This window comes from Bacillus mycoides, assembly GCF_001757995.1.
Taxonomy (GTDB): domain Bacteria; phylum Bacillota; class Bacilli; order Bacillales; family Bacillaceae_G; genus Bacillus_A; species Bacillus_A mycoides_B.
This window is the reverse complement of sequence record NZ_LXLV01000062.1, coordinates 1-26,428: the sequence shown is the minus strand read 5'-3', so window position 1 is coordinate 26,428 and position 26,428 is coordinate 1. Positions and strand designations below refer to the sequence as shown.

The window sequence follows — 26,428 nt, the reverse complement described above, 5'->3', positions numbered from 1 at the left end:
AGGGTTATTAAGAATAGGATAAACAATTTCTGATAACGGAGTGATTTTGGAGTGGAAAAAAAAGTGAGTGTAATTATACCAGTTTATAATGCAGAGAAATATATTACTCAGTGTATTGAATCACTTTTGAATCAGACACTCAGAGAGTGTGAGTTTATTTTTATTAATGATGGTTCAACGGACAACAGCGAAAAAATTATTGAGGATTATAAAAAAATTAATGATAGGATCACTCTTATAAATCAAGAAAATCAGGGGGTAAGTATTGCGAGGAATAGGGGGTTAGATGTTTCTACTGGAGAATATGTGGGATTTGTTGATGCTGATGATTATATAGAAAAAGATATGTATGAAATGCTATACAATGCAGCAAAATGAGGTAAGTGTGATGTAGTTATATCGAATTTTAAGAGCGAGATGCAAGGACATGGGATAATTACAAAATATCCATTTATTGTAGATACTGTTCTAAAAAAAAGTTATATAGAGCAAGAACTATTGCCGTATTTCTTAAGAACAGATAATTTAAATACTACTGTGAATAAAATTTATAGAAATAAGGTAATAAAGGGAAATAACGTGAAGTTTCCGGAGAAAGTTGAATTGGGGGAAGATGGGATATTTAATATTAAATTTTTTAGTAATGCAATCAATATGAAGTATATAGACTATATAGGTTATCATTATAGAGAGGTAGTTGGAAGTGCGACAAGAAACATAGTGAAAAAGGATTATTTTAGGAGATCTTTAGAAGTGTATACTATGGAATTACCAAACATTTATACTGATACGAATAGCAGAGCAAAAATGAATCAATTGAAGGCGATAAAATTTATAAGCAGTGTAATGTCTTACATCCATATCTATTTTACACCATCTAAAGATGTGAGCTTTAGTAAAAGGTATATATATGTAAAAAAAATGATACGTAATAAATATGTTACAGAGGCATTATCGCTATGTTATAAAGATATTTATAGCACCCATGGAAGATATGAAAAGTTTTTAATAGACATGATTAAACGAAAGTCTGTTATAGGATTATACTTGGCAACCTCGTATAGTAGATTAAAAAATAGATAAATTGGAGGGTTCCAGAGTGAAGATTATGATGTTTGCTCATGGTGGTAGTTTAAATAGAGGGTGTGAAGCTATAGTCCGATCCTCGACAAATATTATAAAAGAAAAAATATGTGAAGCGAAAGTATACTTAGTATCAGATCGCCCCGAAACAGATAGGGTAATTAATGAGTTAGATGGTATATATGATGGATCTAGTTGTAATATAAAAAAATATTCTTATGATTGGTTACTATCTTCATTGAAAGTGAAATTTTTTAATGATGAATCTTATGCGTTAGGGAAAATTCAACATAATATAATAAAGAATATAGCTGATATGGATGTCTGTTTATCTATAGGTGGTGATAACTATTGTTATGGAGAGCAACCTGGATGGTACGAGGTTGATAATAGAGTAAAAGCGCAGGGGAAAAAGCTAGTATTGTGGGGATGTTCTATAGGAGAGGAGGATATGTCAAAAAGAAAACTAGAAGATTTAAAACAATTTGACTTAATACTAGCGCGTGAAACATTGACTTACAATATGTTGAAAAGTAAGGGACTTAATAATGTCAAATTGTGTGCTGACCCTGCATTCACGATGGAAAAAGAGGAATTAGATTTACCTGAAGGTTGGCTAGAGGGGAATACGATAGGAATTAATTTTAGTCCACTTATATGGGAGAAAAACAAGCTTTCTCAAGTCGCTGTAAGGGACCAAATTCACTATATACTCAATACTACAGATTTAACAATCGCACTTACTCCCCATGTTATACAGGACGGAAATAATGATTATGAAGTTTTATATAAATATTATGAAGAATTTAAGAACACAGGCAGGGTAATTTTATTACCAGATACTTTAAACGCAATGCAATATAAGGGGTATATAGCTAGGATGCGTTTTTTTATAGGAGCTAGAACACACGCAACGATAGCCGCTTATTCAAATTGTGTTCCAACTATGGTGTTGGGGTACAGTGTAAAATCGAAAGGGATTGCTAAAGACTTATTTGGAGAAGAAAAATTAGTGTTAGGTATAGAAGAGATATCTAATAGTGGTAGGTTAAAATCTAAATTTGATGAAATGGTGCAGGAGGAAGAAGAATTGAGACGACAATTAAAGCTGTCTATTCCTAAAATAAAAAAAATGTCATATAGATCTGTAGAGTATCTATATGAATTAGTTGATTAGTTTGAGGTGTAATATGAAAAAAAATCTATTATTTATTATGCCAAGTTTGTCAGCTGGTGGTGGAGAAAAGAGTCTTGTAAATTTACTATCTAACATAGATTATCACTTATATAATGTAGATTTATTTTTGTTTCATCATGAAGGTTTATTTATGGAATTTGTGCCCAAAGAGGTAAGCATTTTAACTATACCAGAGAGATACCGGATATTCACTTTACCTTTGTTTCAATCTATAAAAGAATTAGTAATAAAAAAAGAGATATCATTAGCATATAACAGAATGTTGTTCTCTATAAAGAATTTGATTGTTGAAAATATATCAAGAAAAGAACAATATAATTGGAAACATATTTCAAATTCTTTCAACATACTTGAAAAACAGTATGATGTTGCAATAGGATTTTTAGAGAAAACCTCTACATATTTTTGTGTAGATAAGGTAAAGGCGCACAAAAAAATAGGGTGGGTACACATTGACTATAATGAATTAGGAATGGATCCGAATTTTGATGCATTATATTTTAGAAAACTTGATAACATAGTCACTGTATCGGAAGAATGCGCTAATATTCTAACAAGTATATTCCCTAATAAAAAAGATGAAATAAGGGTTATTCATAATATTGTATCACCAACAACGATACGTGAAATGGTTAATATAGAAAAAAATGATGTTTATAATAGGGAAGATAATAAATTTATTATCCTTTCAATAGGTAGGTTACACTATCAAAAAGGATTTGAGATGGCTATAGAATCCTGCAAGGAGTTGATAGATAAAGGGTATAAAGTAGAATGGAATATTATAGGTGAGGGAGAAGAGAGGGTAAAACTGGAACGTTTAATAAAAGTAAATAGATTAGAGAAAAATGTGAAATTATTGGGGTTAAAATCCAATCCATATCCATATATAAAACAGGCAGATATTTATGTGCAAACATCAAGGTTTGAAGGTAAATCAATAGCGATTGATGAAGCTAAAATATTGAATAAACCTATACTTGTTACTGATTTTAGTACCGCAAAAGATCAAATTGAGAATGGTATAAACGGTCTTATTGTTGGGGGGAATTCAAAAAATATCACAGAAGGAATTGAAAAACTCATACAAGATATAGAATTGAAGGATAAGTTGGTAAATAATCTATCTCAAGAGAAGTTGGGGACTGAAGAAGAAATATACAAGCTATATGAAATCTTTTAACAGGTGAAGCCGATGAAAAAAAATATACTATTTGTAATGAATAATTTAAATTGTGGTGGGGCTGAAAAGGCTCTTATTTCTTTGTTAGAAATTATCGATTATTCAAAATATAATGTAGACTTATTTTTATTTAAGCATGCGGGAATATTTATAAATAAACTACCTAAAGAAATTAATTTATTACCGGAACCTGTAAATTATAAATATTTTGACATGTCTATAACTCAGTCTTTAGCGGAATTAATTAATAAAGGGGATTTCAGAACAGCTTTTTCTAGAGGGATATTGGGTTATTTGGCTAAAACAGAAACGAATGGAGCAATTATTGAACAAAAGCTATGGAGACATATGTCAAGATCAATTGACGAAATAAAAAATGAGTATGATGTAGCTATAGGGTTTCTAGAAAAAAACCCTGTATATTTTTGTGTAGATAAGGTTAAAGCAAAACAAAAGATAGGTTGGATACACACTGATTATAATAAGTTAGGGATTGATTATAGGGCAGAGAAATATTATTTTGGAAAGTTAGATTATATTGTTACTGTATCAGAAGAGTTAGTAAATATTTTAAAGAGGAATTTTCCAGAGTTTGAAGAAAAAATTATGTGTATACACAATATAGTTTCTTCAAAAATGATACAGAAAATGTCATTAGGGAAAGTAGTTTTGAAAGAAGAGGACGACAGAAGTATGTCGTTAATTTCTGTAGGTAGGTTGGCGAAAGAAAAGGGATTAGATATTTCCTTGGAAGCAGTCGATATACTTGTTAAAAGAGGACATAATATTAAATGGTATTTAATAGGAGAAGGAAATGTAAGAGATACATTAGAAAAGTGTATAAGGGAAAGGAAGCTAGAAGACAGAGTCAAGTTATTAGGGCTAAAAACAAATCCATATCCATATATAAAACAATCGGATATATATATACAAACATCGAGATGTGAAGGTAAATCTATTGCAATAGATGAAGCTAAAATACTAGCAAAGCCAATACTAATTACTAATTTTGAAACAGCTAATGATCATATAAAAAATAATATTAATGGGATAATTGCGGAAATGAATCCGCTATCAGTGGCGAACTCTCTTGAACTGTTAATAACGGAAGAAAAATTAAGAAATAAGTTTATTGATAATCTTATGAAAGAAGAATTAGGAACAGAAAATGAAGTCCATTATCTGTATGAATTAATAAATAATTAAATACAATATTCGGACAATTGTTGAGGGTATCATGTGGGAAATATGTATCGAGATACCAAAAAAATGAATACTATGTCGGATATGTTGAATGAATATTTAATTTATTTTAGTGCAGAGAGGGTTATACAGTGATGATATTTCAAAGTTTGAGTTATATTATGGTTTTCATTATTTTAATTGTTATTATGATAGACTTAGTGCCTATAATTAAAGATTGGGTATTGAGAATTCACATAGGTAGATTCGAAAATAAATTTATTTGGGATAAAGCTATAACTAAAAAAGGATCAAGATGGTTACTAAACGCTCCTAAAATAAAGGTAACAGATAATACAAGATTAGTTGTAATAGATATGTTGAAAGGGAATTATACAAACAGTACTATACAGAATTGGCAAGAAGCATCTTTAGTGTTAGGTTTGTCTGAATATTTAAAAAATAGCAATGACGATGATGTAACTAAAAATAAAATAGTAGATTTTTTAGACTTGAAGTTTGATAGTAATGGTCAATGGTTAGAAAAACCTAAATATGTAGATGGAGCTATACTTGCATACTCCATCATGAAGTTAGATTTTATAGATGTAGATAAATACAAAAGCGCATTCGATTATACGTGGGAGATTATTAAGAGTCATATAGGAGAAGAAGGTACAGTAGAATATAGGAGGTTTATGGAAAGTTATAGGTATGTGGATACGATAGGGTTTATATGCCCCTTTTTAGTTTGTTATGGCATTAGATATAAGAAAGATCAGTGTATAGATTTAGCGGTGAAGCAAATTGAAAAATATGAGAAATATGGAATGTTGGATACACATTATATACCATATCATGTGTACAAGATAGAGAATCAAGTACCTCTTGGATTACCTGGATGGGGAAGGGGACTTGGTTGGTTTGCTATAGGTCTTATAGATGCTTGGGATGAATTACCACATAATAATGAGTATAAACTTGCGTTAGAGAAGAGTATCAAAAGGTTTGCAGTAACAGTTATGGATTTGCAGCAAGCTAATGGAAGCTGGAATTGGACTGTAACTCGAAGTGAGAGTAGACCAGATTCTTCTACTACAGCCATGTTAGGGTGGTTTATGTTTAAATCTTCAAAAATAGAGGGGATTTCGAAGAGGGGATTAGAGAGTACGGATAGGGCTATGAGTTATTTAATGAGGGTGACAAGGAGAGATGGTGCAATTGATTTTTCTCAAGGGGATACAAAAGATATAGGGGTGTATTCTATGGTATTTAATGTATTGCCATTTACTCAAGGTTTGTGCATTAGATTGACTAATGCATATCTAAATAAAAAGGATGATTCTAAATGAGAATAACGGTGTTCACTCCAACGTTCAATAGGGCATATACTATAGAAAAGTTATATAGATCATTACAAAAACAAACATATATAGATTTTGAATGGCTAGTAATTGATGATGGCTCAAACGATAATACAGAAGAACTATTTAATTCATGGGTATTAGAGAAGAACGTATTTTCTATAAGGTATTATAAAGTCGAAAATGGTGGAAAACATAGAGCGATTAATAAAGCTATGTATTTAGCTAAAGGGGAATTGTTCTTCATTGTCGATTCTGATGATTATCTCACAAAAAATGCTTTAGAAAGTATAACAAATTGGGAAGGTGGTTTAGAAAATAAGAAGAATTTTTGTGGTGTTTCCGGTAATAAAGGAAGTAGTGATAGAAAATTTTTAGGAACAACATTTGAAGGAGAATGCACGGATGCGACATATCTTGAGCGTACAAAATATAATATAACCGGAGATAAAGCAGAAGTTTTTTATACTAAAATACTAAAATACTAAAATACTAAAATACTAAAATACTAAAATACTAAAATACTAAAGAAATATAAGTTTCATGAATTTAAGGAAGAGAAATTTATTACAGAAGCTACAGTGTGGAATAGAATGGCTGCTGATGGTTATAAAATAAGATGGTTCAATAAAACCATATATATGTGTGAGTACCTTGATGACGGTTTAACTAAAAACATGAAAAACCTTTTTTCTGAAAATCCAAAAGGTACAGCATACTATATAAAACAGCAAATCAAATTTTATAACTGCAATTTAAAAGCGAGATTAGCTTATTATAATTTATATTATGATTTCGTTAAACCTAATGTAGGCTTGGGACAAGCTGCCAAATGTTTAGATCTCAAACCAGCTATATTAATAGTAGCTATGTATTTAATTAAATTCGAGAAACTTTTAATGTTTAAAATGAAATAGAGTTTTTTGGCTATATTTATAGTGTTGTAATACGGTTAATAAATAACATTGAATATACTACTTTTGAAAATGGAATTAGATAGTTTATAAATATTATCAAATCCAAAAGAGTGGAGAGAAGATGAGAACAAAAAATTCGATCATTAATATATCGGCAGGTTTGGCAAATCAGCTTATTATTACAGCACTAAGTTTTATTTCAAGAACGGTATTTATTAATAGTTTAGGCATTGAGTATTTGGGGATAAACGGGTTACTCACGAATATATTAGCGATGTTATCGTTAGCAGAGGCGGGACTGGGTGCTAGTATTATGTACAGTCTGTATAAGCCGGTAGCAGAAAATAATCAAAAAAAAATTAATGTGTTGATGAAATTTTACAGAAACGCATATATAGTCATAGCATTAACTATATTATTTCTAGGATTGTCTCTTATGCCTTTTCTTGAATATTTTATTAAAGATTCAAGTGTTGAGGATATTCATTTGATTTATTTTATATTCTTATTTAATACAGTTTCAACATATTTATTTGTTCACAAAAATTCTTTTTTAAATGTATGTCAAAAGGGCTATGTAGTAACAGGAGTATATTCAATATCATCGATTTTATCCACTTGCCTTAAAATAGGGGTATTAAATTATACACAAAACTATATTTTATACCTAGTTATAGATGGTATTATTACTCTTACTACTACTATTATTTTATCAAATGTAGCAAATAAAATGTATCCATTTTTGAAGAATAAAGTATCTAGTAAGTTAGATAGTGAAACAAAAAGTAATATTACTAAAAATGTCAAAGCTATTGTATTGCAAAATATAGGTAGTTATTTAGTACTTGGTACTGATAATATTATAATTTCTTCATTTATTAGTGTTGCAGCAGTTGGATTATATTCTAATTATAATATGCTAATTGAGATTTGTAGGACGTTTATTAATCAAATTTTTAATAACATTTATCATAGTGTAGGAAATCTAATAGCAAATGAAAGTAAAGAGAAAGTTTATAGTATATATAAGGTGTATAGGTTGCTTAATTTTTGGTTATATTCATTTTTTACTATAGCTTTATATATTATGATAGATCCTTTTATTACCATATGGCTAGGTTCAAGGTTTTTAGTGAGTAAAGAGATACTGATCGTATTAATGGTTATTTTTTATGAAAGAGGAATGAGAAATTCTATAACTACGGTGAAAACAGCATCCGGAATCTTTCATGAAGATAGGTATGCTCCTTTATGTCAAGCTGCTGTGAATCTTATTGTTTCTATTATATTGGTTCAATATATTGGAATGGTAGGTGTTTTTATTGGAACGTTTGTGAGTGTACTAGCCGTTCCGTTTTGGACCACTCCGTATTTAGTGTATAAAAAGGTATTTCATAAGTCTGTTGGGAGTTATTTTGTAAAATATTTTTATTTTATCACAATAGGAATAGGGACGTATTTTCTAACATATTTTGTGTGCAGTTTTATTCTAGTAGGTGATATGGTTAGTCTCATATTAAAGGGAATGGTATGTTTTGTTATCCCAAATTTAGTGTATGTAATTATTTTCTATAAAACAGATGAATTCAAATATTTACTTGGAATTGTTAAGAGTATTACAAGAATGCTACTTGTGAAATTAAAGATAAATAAGAAGGTTAGAAATGTAGGTTGAATAAAGAGTCATCTGTCCATTTGAGTGTAATAATTACAAAAAGAGTTGCAGTAAGTAATTAGTGTAGTTAATTTTTGTAATATTTTTTTGAATTATTTATTTAGCTGAAGTGCTAGATAGAGCTTTCTATTTTAGAAGGTATTGTTTTCGAGTAAATGTGTACTTCATCTGTATGTATATCCAAGCTAATCCATCTTTTATTACATAGTATATATTAAAAATAGTAAAGAGGTGTAATTTTACGATGGCTATCAGAGCTAATCTGGGGGATATCGATGATTTAGATTTAACAAGTAAACTACCTTCTAATAATGATGTGCTGACTTATGATAGTATAAAATCAAGGTGGATTCCAAAATCCCCCGCATTTTTGTTTGCAGCAAATACTCCAAATTCATATGTAATAGAGTTAAATAGATGGAATGTTAAAAATGATGGAACTGATTCTTTTAACACTACTAAGGGGATCAATAATGCGTTGGTTTGGGCGAAATCTCAAGGGTGTAATCATATCGTATTACCTAGTGGCACATATAAGTTGAAGATGGATAATACATCATTTTCATGTATTATCATGAAAAGTGATATGCATTTTGAAATGGCAGATGGATGCAAGTTAGAATTGGAGACTAACACATCACCTTGGTATCGAATATTTGAAGTCAAAGGCCTAAGGAATGTGAAAATTACCGGTGGAAGAATTGTTGGAGATAAAAAAACACATCTTTACGAATTAGGAGTAAAGTTTACGAGAGGTGGCGTAAATAATGATGGTTCATTAAATACAAACCCTAATTTTATTCGAAGTGAAGTAGTGGATAAATATGAAAATCCGGGACTTTTAAAAGTTTTCAGGTTATGGGCTATTCCAGGGGTAACTACTACCGGATATAGTTTTTATCAATATAAGGATACAGTTTCTAGCAACACACTAGTTGGATTTAGGACAAATGGGCAATTTGCTCCAGCAGCTCCAACGGGTAGAGGGTGGTTCGAGTCAATAGAAAAATGTAATAAGATGATTTTCGTTATTGATATTACTGCGACTCCTTTAACCGATACGCAAATTGCACAAATTAATGCGAAAGTAGATAGTCAACACTATACCCATGAGTGGGGACAAGGGATAGAAATACTTGGTTCTAACAATGTTGAGATAAACAATGTGGAAATAAGGGAGTGCACTGGTGACGCTATTTCTACAGGTTGGTTGCAATATAGGTTAAATCCGGCTGAATATACTCAAGAAGAAATGGGTTCTCATATTTACATTTATCGTTGTAATATACACCATTGTAGAAGACAAGGTATCACTCTAGGCGCTTCAAATGATACGTATGTTTTTGAGAATGAAATACATCATATTGGAAAGTCTGATGATGGAAATACATCAGATTTTCGAAATGGGATTGCTCCAATGTTTGGAATAGATATTGAATCTATGGTAGGTGAAAGTAACATTCCCTATAAGTATCCTTATTATAGTCGAGATGGACTGGAAGTGAATTTTAGATTGTATATTTTTAATAATCATGTCTACCAAAATGAACGTGGTCATTTTGTAAACTCAGATGGGAATTACGTAATTGTAGAAAATAACGTATTTGAGGGTTATAATGTTGGGAATATTAGTTCTGATCCTAAAACAATGGGAATAAAATATCTTGCTAATACGTTTATTAACTGTTCATTGATAGCCAAAGGAGATCATTTTGTTAATGGGGCTACTTTTACTAATGGTAATTGTAATTTAATAGATGTTGAAGGAGCATTTGTACAAAATGTGCAAATAAAAACAGGGACATTCTCAGTATCTGGAAATTATGGCTATTTTGGAACTCCTACAGTAAACGCTGTTACTAGTACGTTTACTTATAACAAACCACATGAAATGGGAAATACGGCAAAAGTATGCTTTGAACAATGGATTGGCAAAGTCCCTGCAGGAATTGATGTAAATAAACTATATTATGTTGTAAATAGAACAGATACAAGCTTTCAAGTATCTGAAAAAGAGGGAGGGGCACCTGTCGTTATTACAGATGTAGGGGAACCAGGATTTAATATCAGTCGATATAATTATGGGAGATGCTATCTATCGAATATTTTGGTTGAAAGAGATTGGCGAGTAAATACTACAGTTGATGTTGGTTTTACATTATTTATGGCAGGAGGAGTTGCTAAAAATATCACAGTTAAGAACTATGATGTGGATATTAGACCACCAGCTAATTATGCAGGAAGACCTATAACAGTGGAAGGATTAACTGTTATAGAGGGAGCGGCAAATTTAGAGTGCTGCAATATAAGTAGTGGGAAATTTACAAAAGCGAAAGCGAAGAGAATGGGTGGAGATATAACTTTCGGTTCTAACGACGTAAAGTATACAAGACGAATAAACGCCGGTCAGTGTTTATTTGAAAATGTGGATGTTAACTTTGAAGGGAATGTTGTCATGACTAATAGCACTTTTTCTAAATCGAGTATTGGAAAATCGGCTAGTAGTCTTAAATCGGCTGTTCTTCTCACTAGTTATTTGGAAGATAGTAAAATCAGCTTGTACTGGTTAACTACACCGAATCTTATGACAATAGCGAAATGTATCCTTAATGGTGTTACAATTGCTGCACGAGATGGCGTACGGATGATAGAAAATACGGATATTACAATAGTTTAATTGATTGTTGTGAGGTGTTTTTTCTGTTGTGGTATTTAAGCGTCAATATAAAGGAGTAGTTATCACGATCAGTGATGTATACAAATTATATTAAGGGTTGAAAGAAAAGTCACTATGCGTTTCGCAGTATAGTGACTTTTTTATTACACATTTCAGAGTTAAGAATGATGATTTAATAACATGTGAAGAAATATTTTATGATTTATATACACTTGACAATAATTGGGCGCATAAAAATAGAAAAAGCTAGGGAGTTTTAGTATATCTAGTGGTTGTAAGGCTGAATAAAATGAACTTTTCCGATGAAACCTATGCATATATACAAAAGAGGGCAAGAATGAAAAATGTAGAATTAAATCATTTAATAGAAGAAATTCAATAATAACCAAAGTAAGTTATAAATTTTAAAAAGTAAATCGAAATATTAGTGATTGTTTCTACGGTTAATTGTGAAATGATAGGAATGTATAACGAAAGTTTTTCGTACTATGTATCTGTGAAAAGACATTTGTGAAAAATTTAGTTAGGGGTATGATTCTGAATGAAGCGATTCTTTGATGTGTTTATTTCGTTGACATTATTATTGTGTAGTTCTCTCATTATTCTTTTAGTAGCTTGCATAGTTAGAGTGAAACTAGGTTCACCTATATTGTTTAAACAACAACGTCCAGGTGTACATGGACAGCCTTTTTATCTTTACAAGTTTCGTACGATGACTGATGCTAGAGATAGTAACAATGAACTGCTATCTGATCACGCTAGATTAACTAAATTTGGGGAATTTCTTAGGAAATATAGTTTAGATGAATTACCTCAATTAGTAAATGTGCTAAAAGGTCAATTAAGTTTAGTAGGCCCGCGGCCATTATTAATGGAATATTTACCTTTATATTCGAAAGAACAATCTAAAAGGCATAATGTAAGACCCGGAATCACTGGGTGGGCACAAATTAATGGAAGAAATAGTATCTCATGGGATGAGAAATTTAAATTAGATGTATGGTATGTTGAGAATCAAAGTTTTCTTTTAGACTTAAAAATTTTATATCTAACTTTTAGTAAGGTTTTAAAGTCGGAAGGGATAACAAATGATAATCATGTGACTATGCCAGTTTTTAAGGGAGGAATCGAGCATGGGGGAGAATAAAATGAATATTTTGTTTAATAGCTCAGGTAGGAGGGTCGCCTTAATTGAAAAATTTAAGGAAGCACTTAAACAAGAAGGAATCAAAGGCAAGGTCATTACTGCAGATTTGAAAGAAACTGCACCTACTATTTACTTTAGCGATAAGCATTTTATTGTTCCACATGTAAATGAAGAAGGATACATAAATGAATTATTAAAAATATGTAGATCTGAAATGATAAATCTAATAATTCCGTTAATTGATACGGAATTAATGCTTTTGGCTAATAATGCAAAGATTTTTGAAGGTATCGGTGTAAAAGTACTAGTTTCTAGTATGGAATTAAATAAAATAGCTAATAACAAAAAATACACGTATAACTTTTTTGTATCTAATAATATACCAACGCCTAGAGTATTTAGTGATGAAGAGATTGAAAGAAAAGAATATCAATTTCCACTATTAATTAAACCTTATGATGGCAGTTCTAGTAAAGGTGTAACAAAAATAATGAATGAAAAGGAATTGGAGTTTTTTAAGGATTATATACCTAACGCTATGATACAAGAGTACGTTTCAGGAGAAGAATACACTATAGATGTCATGGTAGATTTCTATGGGAATATAAAAACGATCGTTCCTAGATTGCGTATAGAGACACGAGCAGGTGAGGTAAGTAAAGGTATGACCAAGAAGGATTTTGATATCATCCAAGCAGCAGAAACTGTAATAAAAGCTCTTCCTAATCCTATTGGGTGTATTACTTTACAATGTTTTAAAAAGGAGCATGGACAAATTACGTTTATTGAAATAAACCCTCGTTTTGGAGGAGGAATACCACTATCAATAGAAGCAGGAGCGAATTTTCCACTTTGGACAATTAAAATGTGTCAGGGGGAAGTCTTTATAGATAAGGACTTTAATTGGAGAGAAAATTTAACAATGCTTAGATATGATGAAGCGGTTTTTATGGAGATTGTTTAATATGGTGATTCAAGCAATTGTTTTTGACATGGATGATACTTTATATAAAGAGAAAGATTATGTCGTAAGTGGTTTTAAAGCAGTGGATGATTGGATTAAAGAGAACTATGGGAAAATTGGTTTTTATAATATCGCAATTCGATTATTCAATTCAGGCGAAAGAAAGTTTGTGTTTAATAAAACACTTGAAAAGTTAGACATTGATTATGATGAAAAATTGATTAGTAATTTGATAGAACAGTATAGGTTCCATAAACCAGATATTCAATTATTGGAGGAAGCGGATTGGGTACTAAATAATTTAGTTAATACCGTTAAAATAGGACTTATTTCAGATGGATATTTAGTTGCTCAAGAAAGAAAAATAAATGCATTAAATTTAAAAGAGAGAGTTCATTCAATAATTCTCACTGATAAGCTTGGAAAAGAATGTTGGAAGCCAAGCAAAATTCCTTATGAAAAAATAAGTAAGGAATTACAGGTGCCTCATCAGCAATGTGTCTATATAGGAGATAATTTAAGTAAGGATTTTATAACGGCCAAGAAATTGAAATGGTTAACGATCCATATTAATAGAGAAGATGGAATTTATCATAATCTTATAGTTGAGCAAGCTTATAAAGCACATTATACAATTGATAATTTAAGGAGATTATCTGATATATCTGTATTAAAGCATATGTTTTTAGATACATAGTATTTAAATATGTATAAAGGATGTGTTTACATGCACACAGTTCAGCATAAAAAGCGAATTTACCTTTCCTCTCCGCACATGAGTGGGAATGAACAAAAATATATTCAAAATGCATTCGATACCAACTGGATTGCTCCTCTTGGCCCGAATGTTGATGGATTTGAAAGAGAACTTGCATCTTTTGTAGGGGTTAAGGGCGGGGCTGCAGTTAGTTCGGGTACTGCTGCTATTCATTTAGCTTTGCAATTATTAAATGTTCAAAAGGGAGATAGAGTATTTTGTTCAAGTTTTACTTTTGTAGCGAGTGCGAATCCGATTGTTTATTTGGGAGCTGAACCAGTATTTATTGACTCAGAGCCGGAAACATGGAATATGTCACCGAATGCATTGGCACATGCATTGTATGAAGCTAATAAAGTGGGGAAATTACCAAAGGCTATCATTCTTGTTCATTTATATGGTCAGAGTGCTAAACTAGATGAAATTCTTTCACTTTGTAATCAATATAATGTTCCTATAGTTGAGGATGCAGCAGAATCTCTTGGATCTACATATAAAGGAAAAGCAAGCGGTACATTCGGGAAATTTGGTGTTTATTCATTTAATGGAAATAAAATTATTACAACTTCAGGTGGTGGAATGCTAGTTTCTAATGATGTAGAAGCATTAGAAAGAGCGAGGTTTTTAGCGACACAAGCAAAGGATCCAGCTCCACATTATGAGCATAGTGAGATAGGATATAATTATCGAATGAGTAATATTTTAGCTGGTATTGGTAGAGGACAATTAGAAGTGTTAGAAGATAGGGTGAGAGCTAGAAGATTTATATATAAACGGTATTACGAAGCGCTATCTCACATGCCAGGATTTTATTTTATGCCTGAATTAGAAAATACTCGCTCTAATCGTTGGCTTACTACATTGACAATTGATGAAAAGGAATCCGGGATCTCTATTGGGAAATTGTTGAGAACTTTAGCAGAAGAGAATATTGAAGCGCGTCCTATGTGGAAGCCACTTCATATGCAGTCGCTCTTTAAAGAGAAGAAGTATTATCCGCATAGTAAAAATGAAGATGTGTCGCATTCCTTATTTCAAAGTGGAATTTGTTTGCCTTCAGGATCTAATATGTTAGCTGAAGATCAACAAAGGGTAATTCAAAGCATTTTAAAAGCAGTAGAATGGAAGAATTAAAAGAAAAGTAAGTAAAATTGGAATTAGATTTGTATATGTACCACTATTTGTTCTTTATAGTGAATTTTAAAGGGGATTGTTTGGGAACATTCAGTTTCAATTGATATAAAAAAGGGATGATTATAGGTTTTAAATATTTATATCTTAGTCTGTAAGTAAATTAAAGCATGTAATTGAGAAAGTAATAAAACAAATAATTTTGTTCGTTAAAAAGAATGATAAAGGGGTATGTTTAACGAATTTAATATATAAATAGTATTTGTAGTAACTTTTCATATATTAGGAGGAAGAAATGAGCGCTATAACTGGTATTATTCACTTTACTAATGAACCTGTATCAATTGAACATGGCACACGATTAATGAGTGATTTACAAAAGTACCCTGCTGATGATATTCAAATATGGCACAAAGAAAATGCTTTCCTAGGATGTCACGCACAATGGATTACACCAGAGTCAGTTGGTGAACAATTACCCTTCTATAATTATGAAAAGCAACTGGCAATTACAGCAGATGCTATTATTGATAATCGTCATGAGTTATTTGAAAAATTACAAGTAGATTATGCGGATAGAAAGAATATGACAGATAGTGAATTAATTTTACTCTCTTATCAAAAATGGGGGGAATCGGCTCCAAAATATTTGATAGGCGATTTTGCCTTTATGATTTGGGATGAGAAAAAACAAATTCTTTTTGGTGCTAGAGATTTTTCGGGAAGCCGGACACTTTATTTTTATCGTGGTGAGGAAAAGTTTGCTTTTTGCACTATTATAAATCCGTTATTTACTCTACCATATGTTGATAAAAAATTGAATGAGCAGTGGCTTGCTGAATTTTTAGCTATACCTGTAAATTTCGAATCAGTAGATCCACAGTTAACAGTTTATAAATATATAGAACAGGTGCCTCCATCACACACTATTTTGGTAAAGGAAGGCAAAGTGAAGTTTTCGCGATACTATACACCAACTGCTGGGAAAATGCTTAATTTAAAATCAAATGAAGAGTATGAAGAGGCGTTTCGAGAGGTGTATCAAAGTGCAGTGAAGGCACGTTTACGAACACATCACCAAGTAGGAGCTCATTTGAGCGGAGGGCTAGACTCAGGGTCTGTCGTTAGCTTCGCTGCAAAGGATTTACGTGCTGAAAATAAAAAGTTACATACGTTTAGTTATGTCCCTGTAACAGGATTTGAAGATTGGACACACAAAGGTAGAATGGCTGATGAAAGGCCATTTATTCAATCGACTGTAGAGCATGTAGGGAATATACAGGATTATTATTTAGAATTGCCAGAGAGAAGCCCACTATCGGAAATTGATGATTGGCTGGAAACAATGGAGATGCCATATAAATTTTTTGAGAATACTTTTTGGTTGAGTGGAGTTTATGAAAAAGCATCTCAGCATGGAATAGGAGTACTTCTTAGTGGTCAAAGAGGTAATTGGACAGTATCGTGGGGGCCTATGTTAGATTACCAGGCAATGTTATTGAAAAAGCTACATTGGATTCGTTTTTATCGTGAACTATATTTATATAGTAGAAATATAGGAGTAAAAAAATCACGTGTTTTTGAAGTGGTAAGACGAAAGGCATTTCCATTTTTGCATCAGTTACTTTTTTCAGGAAAACAAGATGCAAATTCCGCAATAATTAATCCGGAATTTGCAAGGGAAATGAATGTTTTTGACAGACTTAGAGAACAAGAAATAGATATAACAGGCACCTCTATTTCTAATGCATATGACATGAAAAGAGAACAGTTTGAAAAACCATATTATTGGAGCATAAATGGCACGTATGAAACGAAATTATCATTACGTTATGCCTTATGGGATCGTGATCCCACAAATGACTTACGATTGATTCAATTTTGTTTGTCAGTCCCAGAAGAACAGTATGTTCAAAATGGTTTAGATCGAGCCCTGATTCGGAGAGCCACAAAGAACTTCCTTCCTGATAAAGTACGATTGAATCAACGGGTTCGAGGTATTCAAGGTGCAGATGGTGTTTATCGTATGGCTCCTTTTTGGAATGAATTTATTGAGGAAGTTGAAGAACTTAGTGTAGACCCAGTAATCTCTGAATTTCTAAATGTAGAGGTAATTAAGAAAGCTATCTCAAAAATTTGTAAAGAACCTCGACCAGAATATGCATTTGATTTAGATTTTAGAGTTTTAATGCGCAGCTTAATCTTCTATCGATTTATAAAAAAAGCAATATGAAAGGAGGTGATACGTATGAAAAAGGAATGGAAACAACCTGTATTAGAAGTACTTAATATTAATATGACTATGGCTGGGCCTGGGCATAAATATCCAGATGCTGTTCAACCTGACCCAGATGACCCAGTGAAGTACAGTTAAGTTATTGGAAAAATAAAGCTCTTATATAGCTTTATTATATAAGAGCTTTCAAAAAATTGACAATGTGGGGGATAGGATGTTTGATTCTATGGGGAATGTGTTATATCAAGCCTTCGGGTTAAAAATAGTAAGTGAAATTCCATTACCCGAATTGTCTCAGCTGAATGAAAAAAAAGAGATGGCAGATGTTCAAGTTGAAATAACGGATTTGTCAGAACAGTGGCGTAAATATAGCGCAGAAAAGAAAAAAACAATTGTAGTGGAGGATGATGTAGTTATGTTTCATGTTCCTCAAACTGCAATATTTTCTATACAAGCCGGCGAGAAAATCACCTTTTCACCTATGGCAGACGCAGAAGAAGATAAAATTCGCCTATATATTCTGGGAACTTGTATGGGGGCGCTTTTAATGCAACGTAAAACACTCCCATTGCATGGGAGTGTAATTGCCATAGATGGAAAAGCATATGCATTGATTGGTGATTCAGGAGCTGGAAAATCAACGTTAGCCTCGGCTTTTTTGAATAAAGGACATCAGCTTTTAAGTGATGATGTAGTTGCTGTGTCTCTTTTGAATAAAAATACTGCAATAGTTCATCCTTCTTACGCACAACAAAAATTATGGCAAGAGAGCATAAATGAGTTAGGAATGGAAGTAGCGCAATTTAGCCCTTTATTTGAAAGGGAAACGAAGTATGCTGTTCCTGTTAATTCTCAATTTTTTCCCGATCCATTACCTCTTGCTGGTGTTATTGAATTAGTAAAAACGCAGGGAGAAGATATTGAGATGACCCGTATTGAAGGTCTCACACGCTTGTGTAAATTATACCAACATACTTTTAGGAATTCTTTGATTTCTAAATTAGGATTGATGGAATGGCATTTTGAAACTTCATCTAATATTGCAAGTGGAATGGAAATGTTTCAATTAAGACGCCCGGCTTCGAGATTTACAGCTCATGAGCTTGTGCAAGTTATTTTAAATACTATACAGAAAGGGAGTATGGCTGATGGTTGTTCATTCGAGAAAAATATCATTAGAACATAATGTTGTACAGAGTGAAGGTAATATAGTAAGCGATATGGATGGAGAAAAAGTTATGTTAAATGTCCAAAAAGGAAATTATTATAACTTAGGTGAAATAGGCGGAGAAATATGGGAGCTTATTGAAAAGCCGATAATAATTAATCAGCTTGTTACTATGTTAGTATCTAACTATGATATTGAACGAAAAGATTGTGAAGAGCAAGTTCTTTCCTTTTTAGAGTGTTTGTTTCAAGAAGGTTTAATTCAAATAAAAGACCACCCTAATAAGTAGATTCATAACTTTAAGAGAATTGTTAGGGAGGGATTAATGAATATTGTGAAAAGGTTAAGGATATTTTTATCATTGAACACAAAAACAAAATTTTTACTTTTTGAGGCTTTTATTTTCTTAGGGTGGGCACGTGTACTAAAAAGTAGTACATTTTCCAAAGTTGCACCTTCTTTAGGAGATTACATGAACGAAACATCATTTACTCACATTCAGCCAAACTGGGATACACTAAATAAGGTGTCCGAAGCTATTTCTGTTATGAGTCGTTATACTTTTTGGGAAAGTCAGTGCCTTGTTAAAGCTATAGCTGGGATGAAAATGCTCGAAAAACGTCATATTGATAGTACTCTTTATTTAGGAACCGCTAAGGATAATAATGGGGAATTAATTGCGCATGCATGGTTACGTAGCGGTTCTTTTTATGTTACTGGATCAGAGGGGATGGAGAAGTTTACTGTCGTTGGATCATTTGCAAAGAGGTTAAGTGAGGACACTATTAAAGGAGAATAAAATGAGGAATGATTTTGATCTTGATGTAGAGTTCATGTCTAAGGAATTGAAATTTCTTTTTGCAATTTTGAAGTTACAAGATGACGAAACACTGCAAACTTACAGTAGGGAATGGTTTGCAGATATTGATTGGGAGGTTTTTCTTGAGCAAGCTATGCATCATCGTGTTTATCCGGTGATTTATCAAAAACTTAAACAGGTAGATGAGGAACGAATTCCTTCACATGTTGTACAAACTTTAAATAGAAAATATAAAAATAATACATTTCAAATGCTTTATTTAAGTGCTGAAATGGAACGAATAAATAAACTTTTTAATGAAAATGGGATTCGTACGATGTTTCTAAAAGGGCCTGTACTATCTCAGGACTTATATGGAGATATTTCTTTGCGAACATCCTGCGATTTGGACGTTCTCATTCCTATTCAAAATTTAGAAAAAGTAGAAAAACTACTTTTAGAGCAAGGATATGTGAAAGATGATTATATTCAAACGATATTAAGTGATTGGAAATGGAGGCATCACCATATAACATTTTTCCATCCAACAAGGCGGATCAAACTTGAAATTCATTGGAGGTTAAATCCCGGACCGGGTAAGGAACCTGGGTTTGAAGAGCTTTGGAAGCGAAAGAGAAAAAGTACACTTACGAGTAATTCGGTATATATGTTAGGAAAGGAAGACTTATTTTTATTTCTTGTATCTCATGGTGCCAGACATGGTTGGTCCAGGTTACGTTGGTTAGTAGACATAAAAAAAATTGTCAATCAAGATCTTAACTGGAATGAGATTCATAAATTAATGAGAAAATACCAAATACTTCATTTAGGAGGACAAGCATTAATTTTGGCATCACAATTGCTAGGTACACGACTAAATGAAAGAATGACGGAATTAGTAGCTAAAAAACATTCGAAGCAGCTAGCACAAGAAGCACTGTTTTATTTCAAGAAAATGATAAACTTGCATTCTGAACCTGTTCCTGAAGAAGTACTTGCTTATCATAGTAGACATTTATTTTCACTGATGTCTAATCAGCAAAAAATTATATTTATTTTGAGCCAACTTTATCCTTATCCAATTGATGCAAAAACATTACCGTTACCTAAATCGCTTCATTTTTTATATTTTCCTTTACGTCCGTTTCTATGTCTTTGGAGGAAAACAAAGGAGCTTGCTTTGTTATAGGGGGAACATCGATGAATCATATTATATATTTTATGAAGAAATTATATTCTTCTGCAGGGAAAATTCTGTATGTGAATTTGTTTGGTATGGTTTTAATAAGTTTACTTGAAGGGATAGGTATTATTTTATTAATTCCTATGATAAGTATGACTGGAATAATCAATGTAGGTGAGGAGACTGCTTTTATTGCACCTGTCTATAGAATTTTACAGGATTTCCCTAAAACAATAAGTCTAATTTCTATTTTAGGTATATATATACTAATAGTGTTAGGTCAAAATCTACTACAAAGAAACATAGCGCTAAGGGATGCGAGAACGCAACAAGCTTTTGTACGAGAATTAAGAATAGAAACATATAGTATGATTCTAAAAGCGAAGTGGAGTTTTTTTTTAGAGAAAAGGAAAACAAATCTAATAAATATATTAACTACAGAATTAGCTCGCGTAAGTTATGGGGTTAATTTAATTTTACAATTGTTAGCTGCTATTCTGTTTACATTCATACAGGTGGGGATTGCGTTTTTATTATCTCCCCAAATAACTATATTTGTTTTGGTCTTTGGCTTATTATTCTTGGTAGCTTCTCGTGTTTTTATAAAAAAAGCACGAATACTAGGCGGTAAGACCTCAAAATTAGCACAAAGCTATCTTTCTGGTATAACAGATCATTTTAATGGAATTAAAGATATAAAGAGTAATACTTTGGAAGCATCACGTTTAGATTGGTTACAATCTATAACAGAAAAGATGAGTAATGAACAAATGGAGTATATGAGAATAAGGTCGAACTCTCAATTGTTTTATAAAGTTTCAATGGCTATTTTAATTGCATTTTTTATATTATTATCAGTAAGTATATTTAAAGCTCAACCGGCCCAATTACTATTAATCATACTCATCTTTTCGAGACTATGGCCACGATTTATGACAATTCAGTCTAATTTAGAACAGCTTGCTGCAAGCATTCCTGCTTTTAAGTCATTATGGGAATTACAAGGGGAATGTAATGAAGCGATTGAAATGCAGGATATACATCAGCAAAAACATATAAAGCCGATTTGTATAGAACAGGGTATTGAATGTAAGGATATTTATTTTCGGTATAATAAGAAGGAGCATTTGTATGCACTTAAAAATATTAATATGAAAATACCAATCAATAGTATGACGGCTATTGTGGGACATTCGGGAGCTGGAAAGAGTACATTAATCGATGTTTTAATGGGATTGATTCAGCCAGAGAAAGGTCAAGTATTAATAGATGGAACTCCTCTTACAAGTGAAAATTTATTGTCATTGAGACGGGCTATTAGTTATGTGCCACAAGATCCTTTTTTATTTAATGCAAGCATAAGAGAAAATTTATTGATGATTGAGCCGAATGCGAGCGAAGAACAAATTTGGACTGCATTAGATTTTGCGGCGGCAGCTGAATTTGTACGAATGCTTCCAAAAGGGCTTGATACTCTCATTGGAGATCGTGGAGTGAGACTTTCAGGTGGTGAACGTCAACGACTTGTACTAGCTCGAGCTATTTTAAGACAACCATCCATTTTAGTATTAGATGAAGCTACGAGTGCATTAGATACTGAAAATGAAGTAAAGATCCAATCAGCGATAGAAAGATTGAAAGGAACGATGACTATTGTTGTTATTGCGCATCGGTTATCTACGATCCGCAATGCAGATCAAGTTATTGTTTTAGGAAAAGGGGAAATTGTTCAAAAAGGTGAATTTAATCAATTGGCTAAGGAGAGAAAAGGTGTGTTTCGAAATTTATTGGGCTCACAAATGGAAGTTGGTTCTTAGAGGAGCAAGAGTGAATGAAATCGTGTATGAATGTAATTCGAATTGAATAAAAGCCCGAATAATGATCAGCTACAACAGGATCTTATTAGGGCTTTTATTTGTGCGGTTTCTAAATTTTGGGAATAAATATAGTTTAGTACCTTGCAATAAATAGTACCGAGTGGTATATTATGGATAAAACAGGTACCGTGTATTAAACAGTACTAAAATAAGAAAGGGGGATTGTCCTTGAATGTTCAATTTAAAAAAGGTGTGTTAGAACTGTGTGTATTGGCACTTGTAAAACGTAAGGATTGTTATGGATATGAACTTGTTCAGCAAATCTCTAATAAATTTTTAATATCGGAAGGTTCTGTATATCCGTTATTACGCCGTTTAACGAAAGATGGATATTTTCAAACGTATTTAAAAGAATCCACGGAAGGACCGCCCCGTAAATATTACCAACTAACAGAGCAAGGAGAGATGCAACTTACGTTATTAGTAACAGAGTGGCGTGATTTTGCTAAAGGTGTTCAAGAAATTATTGAAGGGGTGGAATGGGATGAGTAAAGAGCAGTTTCTTAAAGAATTATCAAGTCATCTTAGAAAGTTACCAGAAGAAGAGCGACAAGATATTTTATTTGATTATGAAGAGCACTTTCAGTTTGGGATAGAAGAGGGGAAAACTGAATCAGAAATAATAAAGGGACTTGGCTTTCCGAAAGTAATTGCGAAAGATTTGCTTGCTTTGTATCGCTTTGATGAGATGAAAAAGGATCCATCGACTTCGAATATAACAAGAGCTGTCATGGCAGCGATTGGACTTAGTTTGTTTAATTTTATTATTGTGTTAGGCCCGTTAGTTGCAATTATCGGTTTTATATTTTCTTTTTGGGTCGGTGGGATTGCTAGTGTAGTGACACCATTTTTCGTTATTATAAAAGTATTTATGGGCACTTTTATATGGTTGGATCTTTTCGTTAGTATAACGTTTGTTGGAGTAGGTTTGTTGTTATGTATTGTAGCTTATTATAGTACGAGGTGGTTTAAAAGATTATGTGTACGCTATGTAGTATGGAACTTCAAAATGATAAAAGGGGAGTAGATGATGAAAAAGATATTATTAGTAGCTATCGCTTGTATCATTATTGGAGTAATAGGGATTTCGCAAACATATGAAAAAGCAGTACAAACTGCAGAAAAAGGAGATAAAGAGGACGTAATTAAAAACGAAACGCTAAAAAATGTAAAAGTTAAATTAGATGCTGGAGATATTGTTGTCCAAAAATCTCCTGATTCCTCTTTTTATGTAAAGCAAACAGGAGACGTAAGTAAACAGGAGATTCGTATTGCTGAAGATGGTGATACATTAAAAGTCATAGGGGAAATAGAAAAAGGTGTTTCATTTGATTTTTCATTTTACAATTTCGGATTTCAAACACCTACATTGACTATATTAGTACCTGAACGTTCTTATCAAGAGATAAAAGTAAATTCATCCGCTGGACAAATAGAAATAAGTAATGTGAAAAGTGACCGCGTAAGTGTTGAAACACTTGCCGGAGAAGTGGATTTGAAACATGTAACAGCAAAGAGTGTGGAGGGTTCTACAAAAGCTGGTGAAGTGAATTTTAAAAAAGTAATAGGGAAAGCAACAGCAAAAACGGCTAGTGGGGATATAGATATTATTGATCATGATTCTAAATATGATTTAGAGGCAAGTTCAACTGCTGGAGATGTAGATATTACTTTATTGGAAAAACCACAAGATGCAGTTATAATTGGGCAAACCGCTGCTGGAGACGTGACAATTTTTAATGAAGCAAATAAAAATATAACGATTGGTAATGGTAGTAAAAAGATTAGCGGTAAAACTGCTGCTGGAGATGTTACTATTGAAACGCGTTAATAATTAATGAAATAAATTCTTTTGAATGAACGGAAATCTATCAAAATATAAAAAGAAGATAATTCCCTATATAAATAAGGGAATTATCTTCTTTTTATTATTTTTAATGTAAATCACGATATACGCCAATTACTTTTCCAATAACTGACACTTGTTTTAAAATAATAGGTTCTAGTGAAGAGTTTTCCGGTTGTAGACGGAAATGATCTTTTTCTTTGTAGAAACGTTTAACAGTTGCTTCGTTATCTTCTGTTAAAGCAACTACAATTTCACCGTTGTATGCAGACTGTTGTTGGCGAACAACAACTAAATCACCATCAAAGATACCAGCTTCAATCATGCTATCTCCAGAAATGCGTAACATAAACACTTGATCTGCTCCAGAAACGATACTAGCTGGAAGTGGGAAGTGATCTTCTACACTTTCGACTGCTGTAATCGGTAAACCGGCAGTAACTTTTCCGACGATTGGAACTTGAATAATAGATTGTGTTTCTGTTTCCATTCGGTTGTCACCTAAAATTTCAATTGCGCGTGGTTTTGTTGGATCGCGTCGAATATATCCTTTTTCTTCTAGTCGTGACAAATGTCCGTGCACTGTAGAACTAGAAGCGAGGCCGACTGCTTGACCGATTTCACGTACGGAAGGTGGATATCCTTTTTCTTGTACTTTTAGCTTAATAAAGTCGAGAATGTCTTGCTGGCGTTTCGTTAACTTTTCCATGTTTTCTAACACCTCGTTTTCTTTCATTTTTCTTATTATTAAGTATAACATGCGAAAAAACATTCTACAAACATAAGTTCGAACGAAAGGCGAATTTATGATACACTATAAGGAAAATATAGTGAGAAAGAGGGGTTCAAAATGAATGCAATTATTTATGCACGTGTGAGTACAACAAAAGAAGAACAGGAAACATCATTATTGCGTCAAAAAGATGAATTATTGCATTTAGCTGAGCGCTATCAAATGGATGTTACAAAGGTAATTGAGGAGCAGGCTAGCGGTTATACAATTGAACGTGATGGCATATTAGAAATGCTAGATGCAATTCGAGATGGACAAGTTGATGTACTACTTATACAAGATGAAACGCGTCTTGGTAGAGGGAATGCAAAGATTGCATTAATGCATTGTTTACATAAAGAGGGGATAAAAGTTTATACGCACACGCATAGTGGTGAATTACAGCTTTCAGATTCAGATTCGATGGTGCTAAATATAATTGGGATCGTTGAAGAGTATCAAAGAAAGATCCATAATTTAAAAATTAAACGTGGCATGCAAAGGGCGGTAGAGAAAGGATTTCGTCCGGAGAATAATTTGAAAAATCGTCATTTAAGTATAGGACGTGAGAAAAAAGAAGTGCCAATTGAGGAAATTGTACGTTTACGCCGGAATGAATTAACTTTTGAAGAAATTGCAGCAACACTTCGTGGTTTTGGTCATGATGTTTCAAAAGCAACTGTACATCGAAGATATGTAGAATATACAAAGCAATTGCTTGATAAAGAGGACTAACTATTGTATGATAATAATCAGTTTTGAGTAGAAGGGGGATTCGAGATGCCAAGTCACGAACTCATTGAACGCATTAACTTCTTAGCGAAAAAAGCAAAAGCTGAAGGCTTAACTGAAGAAGAACAACGTGAGCGCCAATCGCTACGTGAACAATATTTAAAAGGATTTCGTCAAAATATGTTAAACGAATTAAAAGGAATTAAAGTCGTTAACGAAGAAGGCACGGATGTTACACCGACGAAATTAAAAGCTTTAAAAAAGCAAGATAATGCAAAATTAAATTAAAAGATGGGCATAGCCCGTCTTTTTTGATATTAATAGAAAGATACGTGAGTAATAGCTTTCCAGTTGTAATGCTACTTCAATCGTTTCAATACATAGTGAGTGGTGAATTTAGACATATCAATTGATATTATCCCCTTAAGGTAGACAGTGTAAAAAGACCATGAATACACATGGATGTTACACTTTTACTTGGAGGGGATTTTATTATGGTTAAAAAAGGGGATAAATTTCAAACTTATTCAGATAAAT

At 32.5% G+C, this 26,428-nt stretch carries 27 protein-coding genes; 26 read left to right on the top strand and 1 reads right to left on the bottom strand.

Annotated features, from left to right (window positions below):
- The first annotated feature begins 51 nt into the window (after positions 1-51).
- From BWGOE10_RS33550 to BWGOE10_RS18415, 24 genes are all read left to right on the top strand, one after another.
- Entirely contained in the window at positions 52-378 is a 327-nt protein-coding gene (locus tag BWGOE10_RS33550) for a glycosyltransferase (RefSeq protein WP_236735994.1), read from the top strand.
- 39 nt (positions 379-417) lie between these two features.
- Positions 418-1,083, top strand: a complete 666-nt coding sequence (locus tag BWGOE10_RS33545) for a hypothetical protein (RefSeq protein ID WP_236735993.1) — start codon at positions 418-420, stop codon at positions 1,081-1,083.
- Between the two features lie 16 nt (positions 1,084-1,099).
- On the top strand, positions 1,100-2,260 hold the full coding sequence (locus BWGOE10_RS18510) for a polysaccharide pyruvyl transferase family protein (RefSeq protein ID WP_070144449.1): 1,161 nt from the start codon (positions 1,100-1,102) through the stop codon (positions 2,258-2,260).
- A gap of 13 nt (positions 2,261-2,273) precedes the next feature.
- Positions 2,274-3,464 carry a glycosyltransferase gene (locus BWGOE10_RS18505; RefSeq protein ID WP_070144448.1) on the top strand — a complete coding sequence of 397 codons (1,191 nt, stop codon included), beginning with the start codon at positions 2,274-2,276 and terminating at the stop codon, positions 3,462-3,464.
- 12 nt (positions 3,465-3,476) lie between these two features.
- Positions 3,477-4,670 carry a glycosyltransferase gene (locus tag BWGOE10_RS18500; RefSeq protein ID WP_070144447.1) on the top strand — a complete coding sequence of 398 codons (1,194 nt, stop codon included), beginning with the start codon at positions 3,477-3,479 and terminating at the stop codon, positions 4,668-4,670.
- Positions 4,671-4,801: 131 nt separating this feature from the next.
- The gene (locus BWGOE10_RS18495; protein WP_070144446.1) at positions 4,802-5,998 is read left to right on the top strand and encodes a glycoside hydrolase family 88 protein; all 1,197 of its coding nucleotides are present in this window, start codon (positions 4,802-4,804) and stop codon (positions 5,996-5,998) included.
- Positions 5,995-6,498 carry a glycosyltransferase family 2 protein gene (locus BWGOE10_RS33540; RefSeq protein ID WP_236735992.1) on the top strand — a complete coding sequence of 168 codons (504 nt, stop codon included), beginning with the start codon at positions 5,995-5,997 and terminating at the stop codon, positions 6,496-6,498. Before BWGOE10_RS18495 ends, BWGOE10_RS33540 begins: the two co-directional genes overlap by 4 nt.
- A gap of 105 nt (positions 6,499-6,603) precedes the next feature.
- Entirely contained in the window at positions 6,604-6,927 is a 324-nt protein-coding gene (locus BWGOE10_RS33535; RefSeq protein WP_236735991.1) for a hypothetical protein, read from the top strand.
- A gap of 121 nt (positions 6,928-7,048) precedes the next feature.
- A complete protein-coding gene (locus BWGOE10_RS18485) occupies positions 7,049-8,602 on the top strand; it encodes a lipopolysaccharide biosynthesis protein (RefSeq protein ID WP_070144445.1) in 1,554 nt (517 codons plus the stop codon).
- Between the two features lie 244 nt (positions 8,603-8,846).
- Entirely contained in the window at positions 8,847-11,279 is a 2,433-nt protein-coding gene (locus BWGOE10_RS18480; RefSeq protein ID WP_070144444.1) for a right-handed parallel beta-helix repeat-containing protein, read from the top strand.
- A gap of 541 nt (positions 11,280-11,820) precedes the next feature.
- The gene (locus BWGOE10_RS18475; RefSeq protein WP_070144443.1) at positions 11,821-12,426 is read left to right on the top strand and encodes a sugar transferase; all 606 of its coding nucleotides are present in this window, start codon (positions 11,821-11,823) and stop codon (positions 12,424-12,426) included.
- Positions 12,413-13,390: an ATP-grasp domain-containing protein gene (locus BWGOE10_RS18470; RefSeq protein ID WP_070144442.1), complete on the top strand. Its 978-nt coding sequence runs from the start codon at positions 12,413-12,415 to the stop codon at positions 13,388-13,390. Before BWGOE10_RS18475 ends, BWGOE10_RS18470 begins: the two co-directional genes overlap by 14 nt.
- Before the next feature lies 1 nt (position 13,391).
- Positions 13,392-14,087 carry an HAD family hydrolase gene (locus BWGOE10_RS18465; RefSeq protein WP_070144441.1) on the top strand — a complete coding sequence of 232 codons (696 nt, stop codon included), beginning with the start codon at positions 13,392-13,394 and terminating at the stop codon, positions 14,085-14,087.
- Positions 14,088-14,117: 30 nt separating this feature from the next.
- Positions 14,118-15,281 (top strand): aminotransferase class I/II-fold pyridoxal phosphate-dependent enzyme, encoded by a 1,164-nt coding sequence (locus tag BWGOE10_RS18460; protein WP_070144440.1) that lies wholly within the window; start codon positions 14,118-14,120, stop codon positions 15,279-15,281.
- A 292-nt stretch (positions 15,282-15,573) separates the two neighbouring features.
- A complete protein-coding gene (locus BWGOE10_RS18455; protein WP_070144439.1) occupies positions 15,574-17,511 on the top strand; it encodes a lasso peptide isopeptide bond-forming cyclase in 1,938 nt (645 codons plus the stop codon).
- A 15-nt stretch (positions 17,512-17,526) separates the two neighbouring features.
- A complete protein-coding gene (locus BWGOE10_RS32445) occupies positions 17,527-17,652 on the top strand; it encodes a paeninodin family lasso peptide (RefSeq protein WP_000712621.1) in 126 nt (41 codons plus the stop codon).
- 76 nt (positions 17,653-17,728) lie between these two features.
- Positions 17,729-18,700, top strand: coding sequence for an HPr kinase/phosphorylase (locus BWGOE10_RS18450; protein WP_070144438.1), 972 nt, complete (start codon positions 17,729-17,731; stop codon positions 18,698-18,700).
- Complete coding sequence (locus tag BWGOE10_RS18445; RefSeq protein WP_002111222.1) at positions 18,663-18,971, top strand: lasso peptide biosynthesis PqqD family chaperone; 309 nt, start codon at positions 18,663-18,665, stop codon at positions 18,969-18,971. The genes BWGOE10_RS18450 and BWGOE10_RS18445 overlap by 38 nt, the downstream gene beginning before the upstream one ends.
- Before the next feature lie 36 nt (positions 18,972-19,007).
- Complete coding sequence (locus tag BWGOE10_RS18440; RefSeq protein ID WP_070144437.1) at positions 19,008-19,481, top strand: lasso peptide biosynthesis B2 protein; 474 nt, start codon at positions 19,008-19,010, stop codon at positions 19,479-19,481.
- Position 19,482: 1 nt separating this feature from the next.
- Positions 19,483-20,670, top strand: coding sequence for a nucleotidyltransferase family protein (locus BWGOE10_RS18435; RefSeq protein WP_070144436.1), 1,188 nt, complete (start codon positions 19,483-19,485; stop codon positions 20,668-20,670).
- An 11-nt stretch (positions 20,671-20,681) separates the two neighbouring features.
- Complete coding sequence (locus BWGOE10_RS18430; RefSeq protein WP_070144435.1) at positions 20,682-22,481, top strand: ABC transporter ATP-binding protein; 1,800 nt, start codon at positions 20,682-20,684, stop codon at positions 22,479-22,481.
- A 228-nt stretch (positions 22,482-22,709) separates the two neighbouring features.
- Positions 22,710-23,033: a PadR family transcriptional regulator gene (locus tag BWGOE10_RS18425; RefSeq protein WP_070144434.1), complete on the top strand. Its 324-nt coding sequence runs from the start codon at positions 22,710-22,712 to the stop codon at positions 23,031-23,033.
- Complete coding sequence (locus BWGOE10_RS18420; RefSeq protein WP_070144433.1) at positions 23,026-23,568, top strand: DUF1700 domain-containing protein; 543 nt, start codon at positions 23,026-23,028, stop codon at positions 23,566-23,568. The genes BWGOE10_RS18425 and BWGOE10_RS18420 overlap by 8 nt, the downstream gene beginning before the upstream one ends.
- Positions 23,569-24,372 (top strand): DUF4097 family beta strand repeat-containing protein, encoded by an 804-nt coding sequence (locus BWGOE10_RS18415; protein WP_070144432.1) that lies wholly within the window; start codon positions 23,569-23,571, stop codon positions 24,370-24,372.
- Positions 24,373-24,475: 103 nt separating this feature from the next.
- On the opposite strand, the gene lexA is transcribed toward BWGOE10_RS18415, so the two are convergent.
- Positions 24,476-25,096 (bottom strand): transcriptional repressor LexA, encoded by a 621-nt coding sequence (lexA, locus tag BWGOE10_RS18410; RefSeq protein ID WP_070144431.1) that lies wholly within the window; start codon positions 25,094-25,096, stop codon positions 24,476-24,478.
- Between the two features lie 141 nt (positions 25,097-25,237).
- On the opposite strand from lexA, the gene BWGOE10_RS18405 reads away from it, so the two are divergent.
- Both BWGOE10_RS18405 and BWGOE10_RS18400 read left to right on the top strand, forming a co-directional pair.
- Complete coding sequence (locus BWGOE10_RS18405; protein WP_070144430.1) at positions 25,238-25,894, top strand: recombinase family protein; 657 nt, start codon at positions 25,238-25,240, stop codon at positions 25,892-25,894.
- 45 nt (positions 25,895-25,939) lie between these two features.
- On the top strand, positions 25,940-26,179 hold the full coding sequence (locus tag BWGOE10_RS18400) for a DUF896 domain-containing protein (protein ID WP_001139098.1): 240 nt from the start codon (positions 25,940-25,942) through the stop codon (positions 26,177-26,179).
- Positions 26,180-26,428: the final 249 nt, after the last annotated feature.

What these genes read in the sequence shown, in the direction of transcription:
- BWGOE10_RS33545 (WP_236735993.1), top strand. Translation starts at nt 418, where the DNA reads ATGCAAGGACATGGGATAATTACAAAATATCCATTTATTGTAGATACT.
- BWGOE10_RS18505 (WP_070144448.1), top strand. Translation starts at nt 2,274, where the DNA reads ATGAAAAAAAATCTATTATTTATTATGCCAAGTTTGTCAGCTGGTGGT.
- BWGOE10_RS18500 (WP_070144447.1), top strand. Translation starts at nt 3,477, where the DNA reads ATGAAAAAAAATATACTATTTGTAATGAATAATTTAAATTGTGGTGGG.
- BWGOE10_RS18495 (WP_070144446.1), top strand. Translation starts at nt 4,802, where the DNA reads ATGATATTTCAAAGTTTGAGTTATATTATGGTTTTCATTATTTTAATT.
- BWGOE10_RS33540 (WP_236735992.1), top strand. Translation starts at nt 5,995, where the DNA reads ATGAGAATAACGGTGTTCACTCCAACGTTCAATAGGGCATATACTATA.
- BWGOE10_RS33535 (WP_236735991.1), top strand. Translation starts at nt 6,604, where the DNA reads ATGGCTGCTGATGGTTATAAAATAAGATGGTTCAATAAAACCATATAT.
- BWGOE10_RS18485 (WP_070144445.1), top strand. Translation starts at nt 7,049, where the DNA reads ATGAGAACAAAAAATTCGATCATTAATATATCGGCAGGTTTGGCAAAT.
- BWGOE10_RS18480 (WP_070144444.1), top strand. Translation starts at nt 8,847, where the DNA reads ATGGCTATCAGAGCTAATCTGGGGGATATCGATGATTTAGATTTAACA.
- BWGOE10_RS18475 (WP_070144443.1), top strand. Translation starts at nt 11,821, where the DNA reads ATGAAGCGATTCTTTGATGTGTTTATTTCGTTGACATTATTATTGTGT.
- BWGOE10_RS18470 (WP_070144442.1), top strand. Translation starts at nt 12,413, where the DNA reads ATGGGGGAGAATAAAATGAATATTTTGTTTAATAGCTCAGGTAGGAGG.
- BWGOE10_RS18465 (WP_070144441.1), top strand. Translation starts at nt 13,392, where the DNA reads ATGGTGATTCAAGCAATTGTTTTTGACATGGATGATACTTTATATAAA.
- BWGOE10_RS18460 (WP_070144440.1), top strand. Translation starts at nt 14,118, where the DNA reads ATGCACACAGTTCAGCATAAAAAGCGAATTTACCTTTCCTCTCCGCAC.
- BWGOE10_RS18455 (WP_070144439.1), top strand. Translation starts at nt 15,574, where the DNA reads ATGAGCGCTATAACTGGTATTATTCACTTTACTAATGAACCTGTATCA.
- BWGOE10_RS32445 (WP_000712621.1), top strand. Translation starts at nt 17,527, where the DNA reads ATGAAAAAGGAATGGAAACAACCTGTATTAGAAGTACTTAATATTAAT.
- BWGOE10_RS18450 (WP_070144438.1), top strand. Translation starts at nt 17,729, where the DNA reads ATGTTTGATTCTATGGGGAATGTGTTATATCAAGCCTTCGGGTTAAAA.
- BWGOE10_RS18445 (WP_002111222.1), top strand. Translation starts at nt 18,663, where the DNA reads ATGGTTGTTCATTCGAGAAAAATATCATTAGAACATAATGTTGTACAG.
- BWGOE10_RS18440 (WP_070144437.1), top strand. Translation starts at nt 19,008, where the DNA reads ATGAATATTGTGAAAAGGTTAAGGATATTTTTATCATTGAACACAAAA.
- BWGOE10_RS18435 (WP_070144436.1), top strand. Translation starts at nt 19,483, where the DNA reads ATGAGGAATGATTTTGATCTTGATGTAGAGTTCATGTCTAAGGAATTG.
- BWGOE10_RS18430 (WP_070144435.1), top strand. Translation starts at nt 20,682, where the DNA reads ATGAATCATATTATATATTTTATGAAGAAATTATATTCTTCTGCAGGG.
- BWGOE10_RS18420 (WP_070144433.1), top strand. Translation starts at nt 23,026, where the DNA reads ATGAGTAAAGAGCAGTTTCTTAAAGAATTATCAAGTCATCTTAGAAAG.
- BWGOE10_RS18415 (WP_070144432.1), top strand. Translation starts at nt 23,569, where the DNA reads ATGATGAAAAAGATATTATTAGTAGCTATCGCTTGTATCATTATTGGA.
- lexA (WP_070144431.1), bottom strand. Translation starts at nt 25,096, where the DNA reads ATGGAAAAGTTAACGAAACGCCAGCAAGACATTCTCGACTTTATTAAG.
- BWGOE10_RS18405 (WP_070144430.1), top strand. Translation starts at nt 25,238, where the DNA reads ATGAATGCAATTATTTATGCACGTGTGAGTACAACAAAAGAAGAACAG.
- BWGOE10_RS18400 (WP_001139098.1), top strand. Translation starts at nt 25,940, where the DNA reads ATGCCAAGTCACGAACTCATTGAACGCATTAACTTCTTAGCGAAAAAA.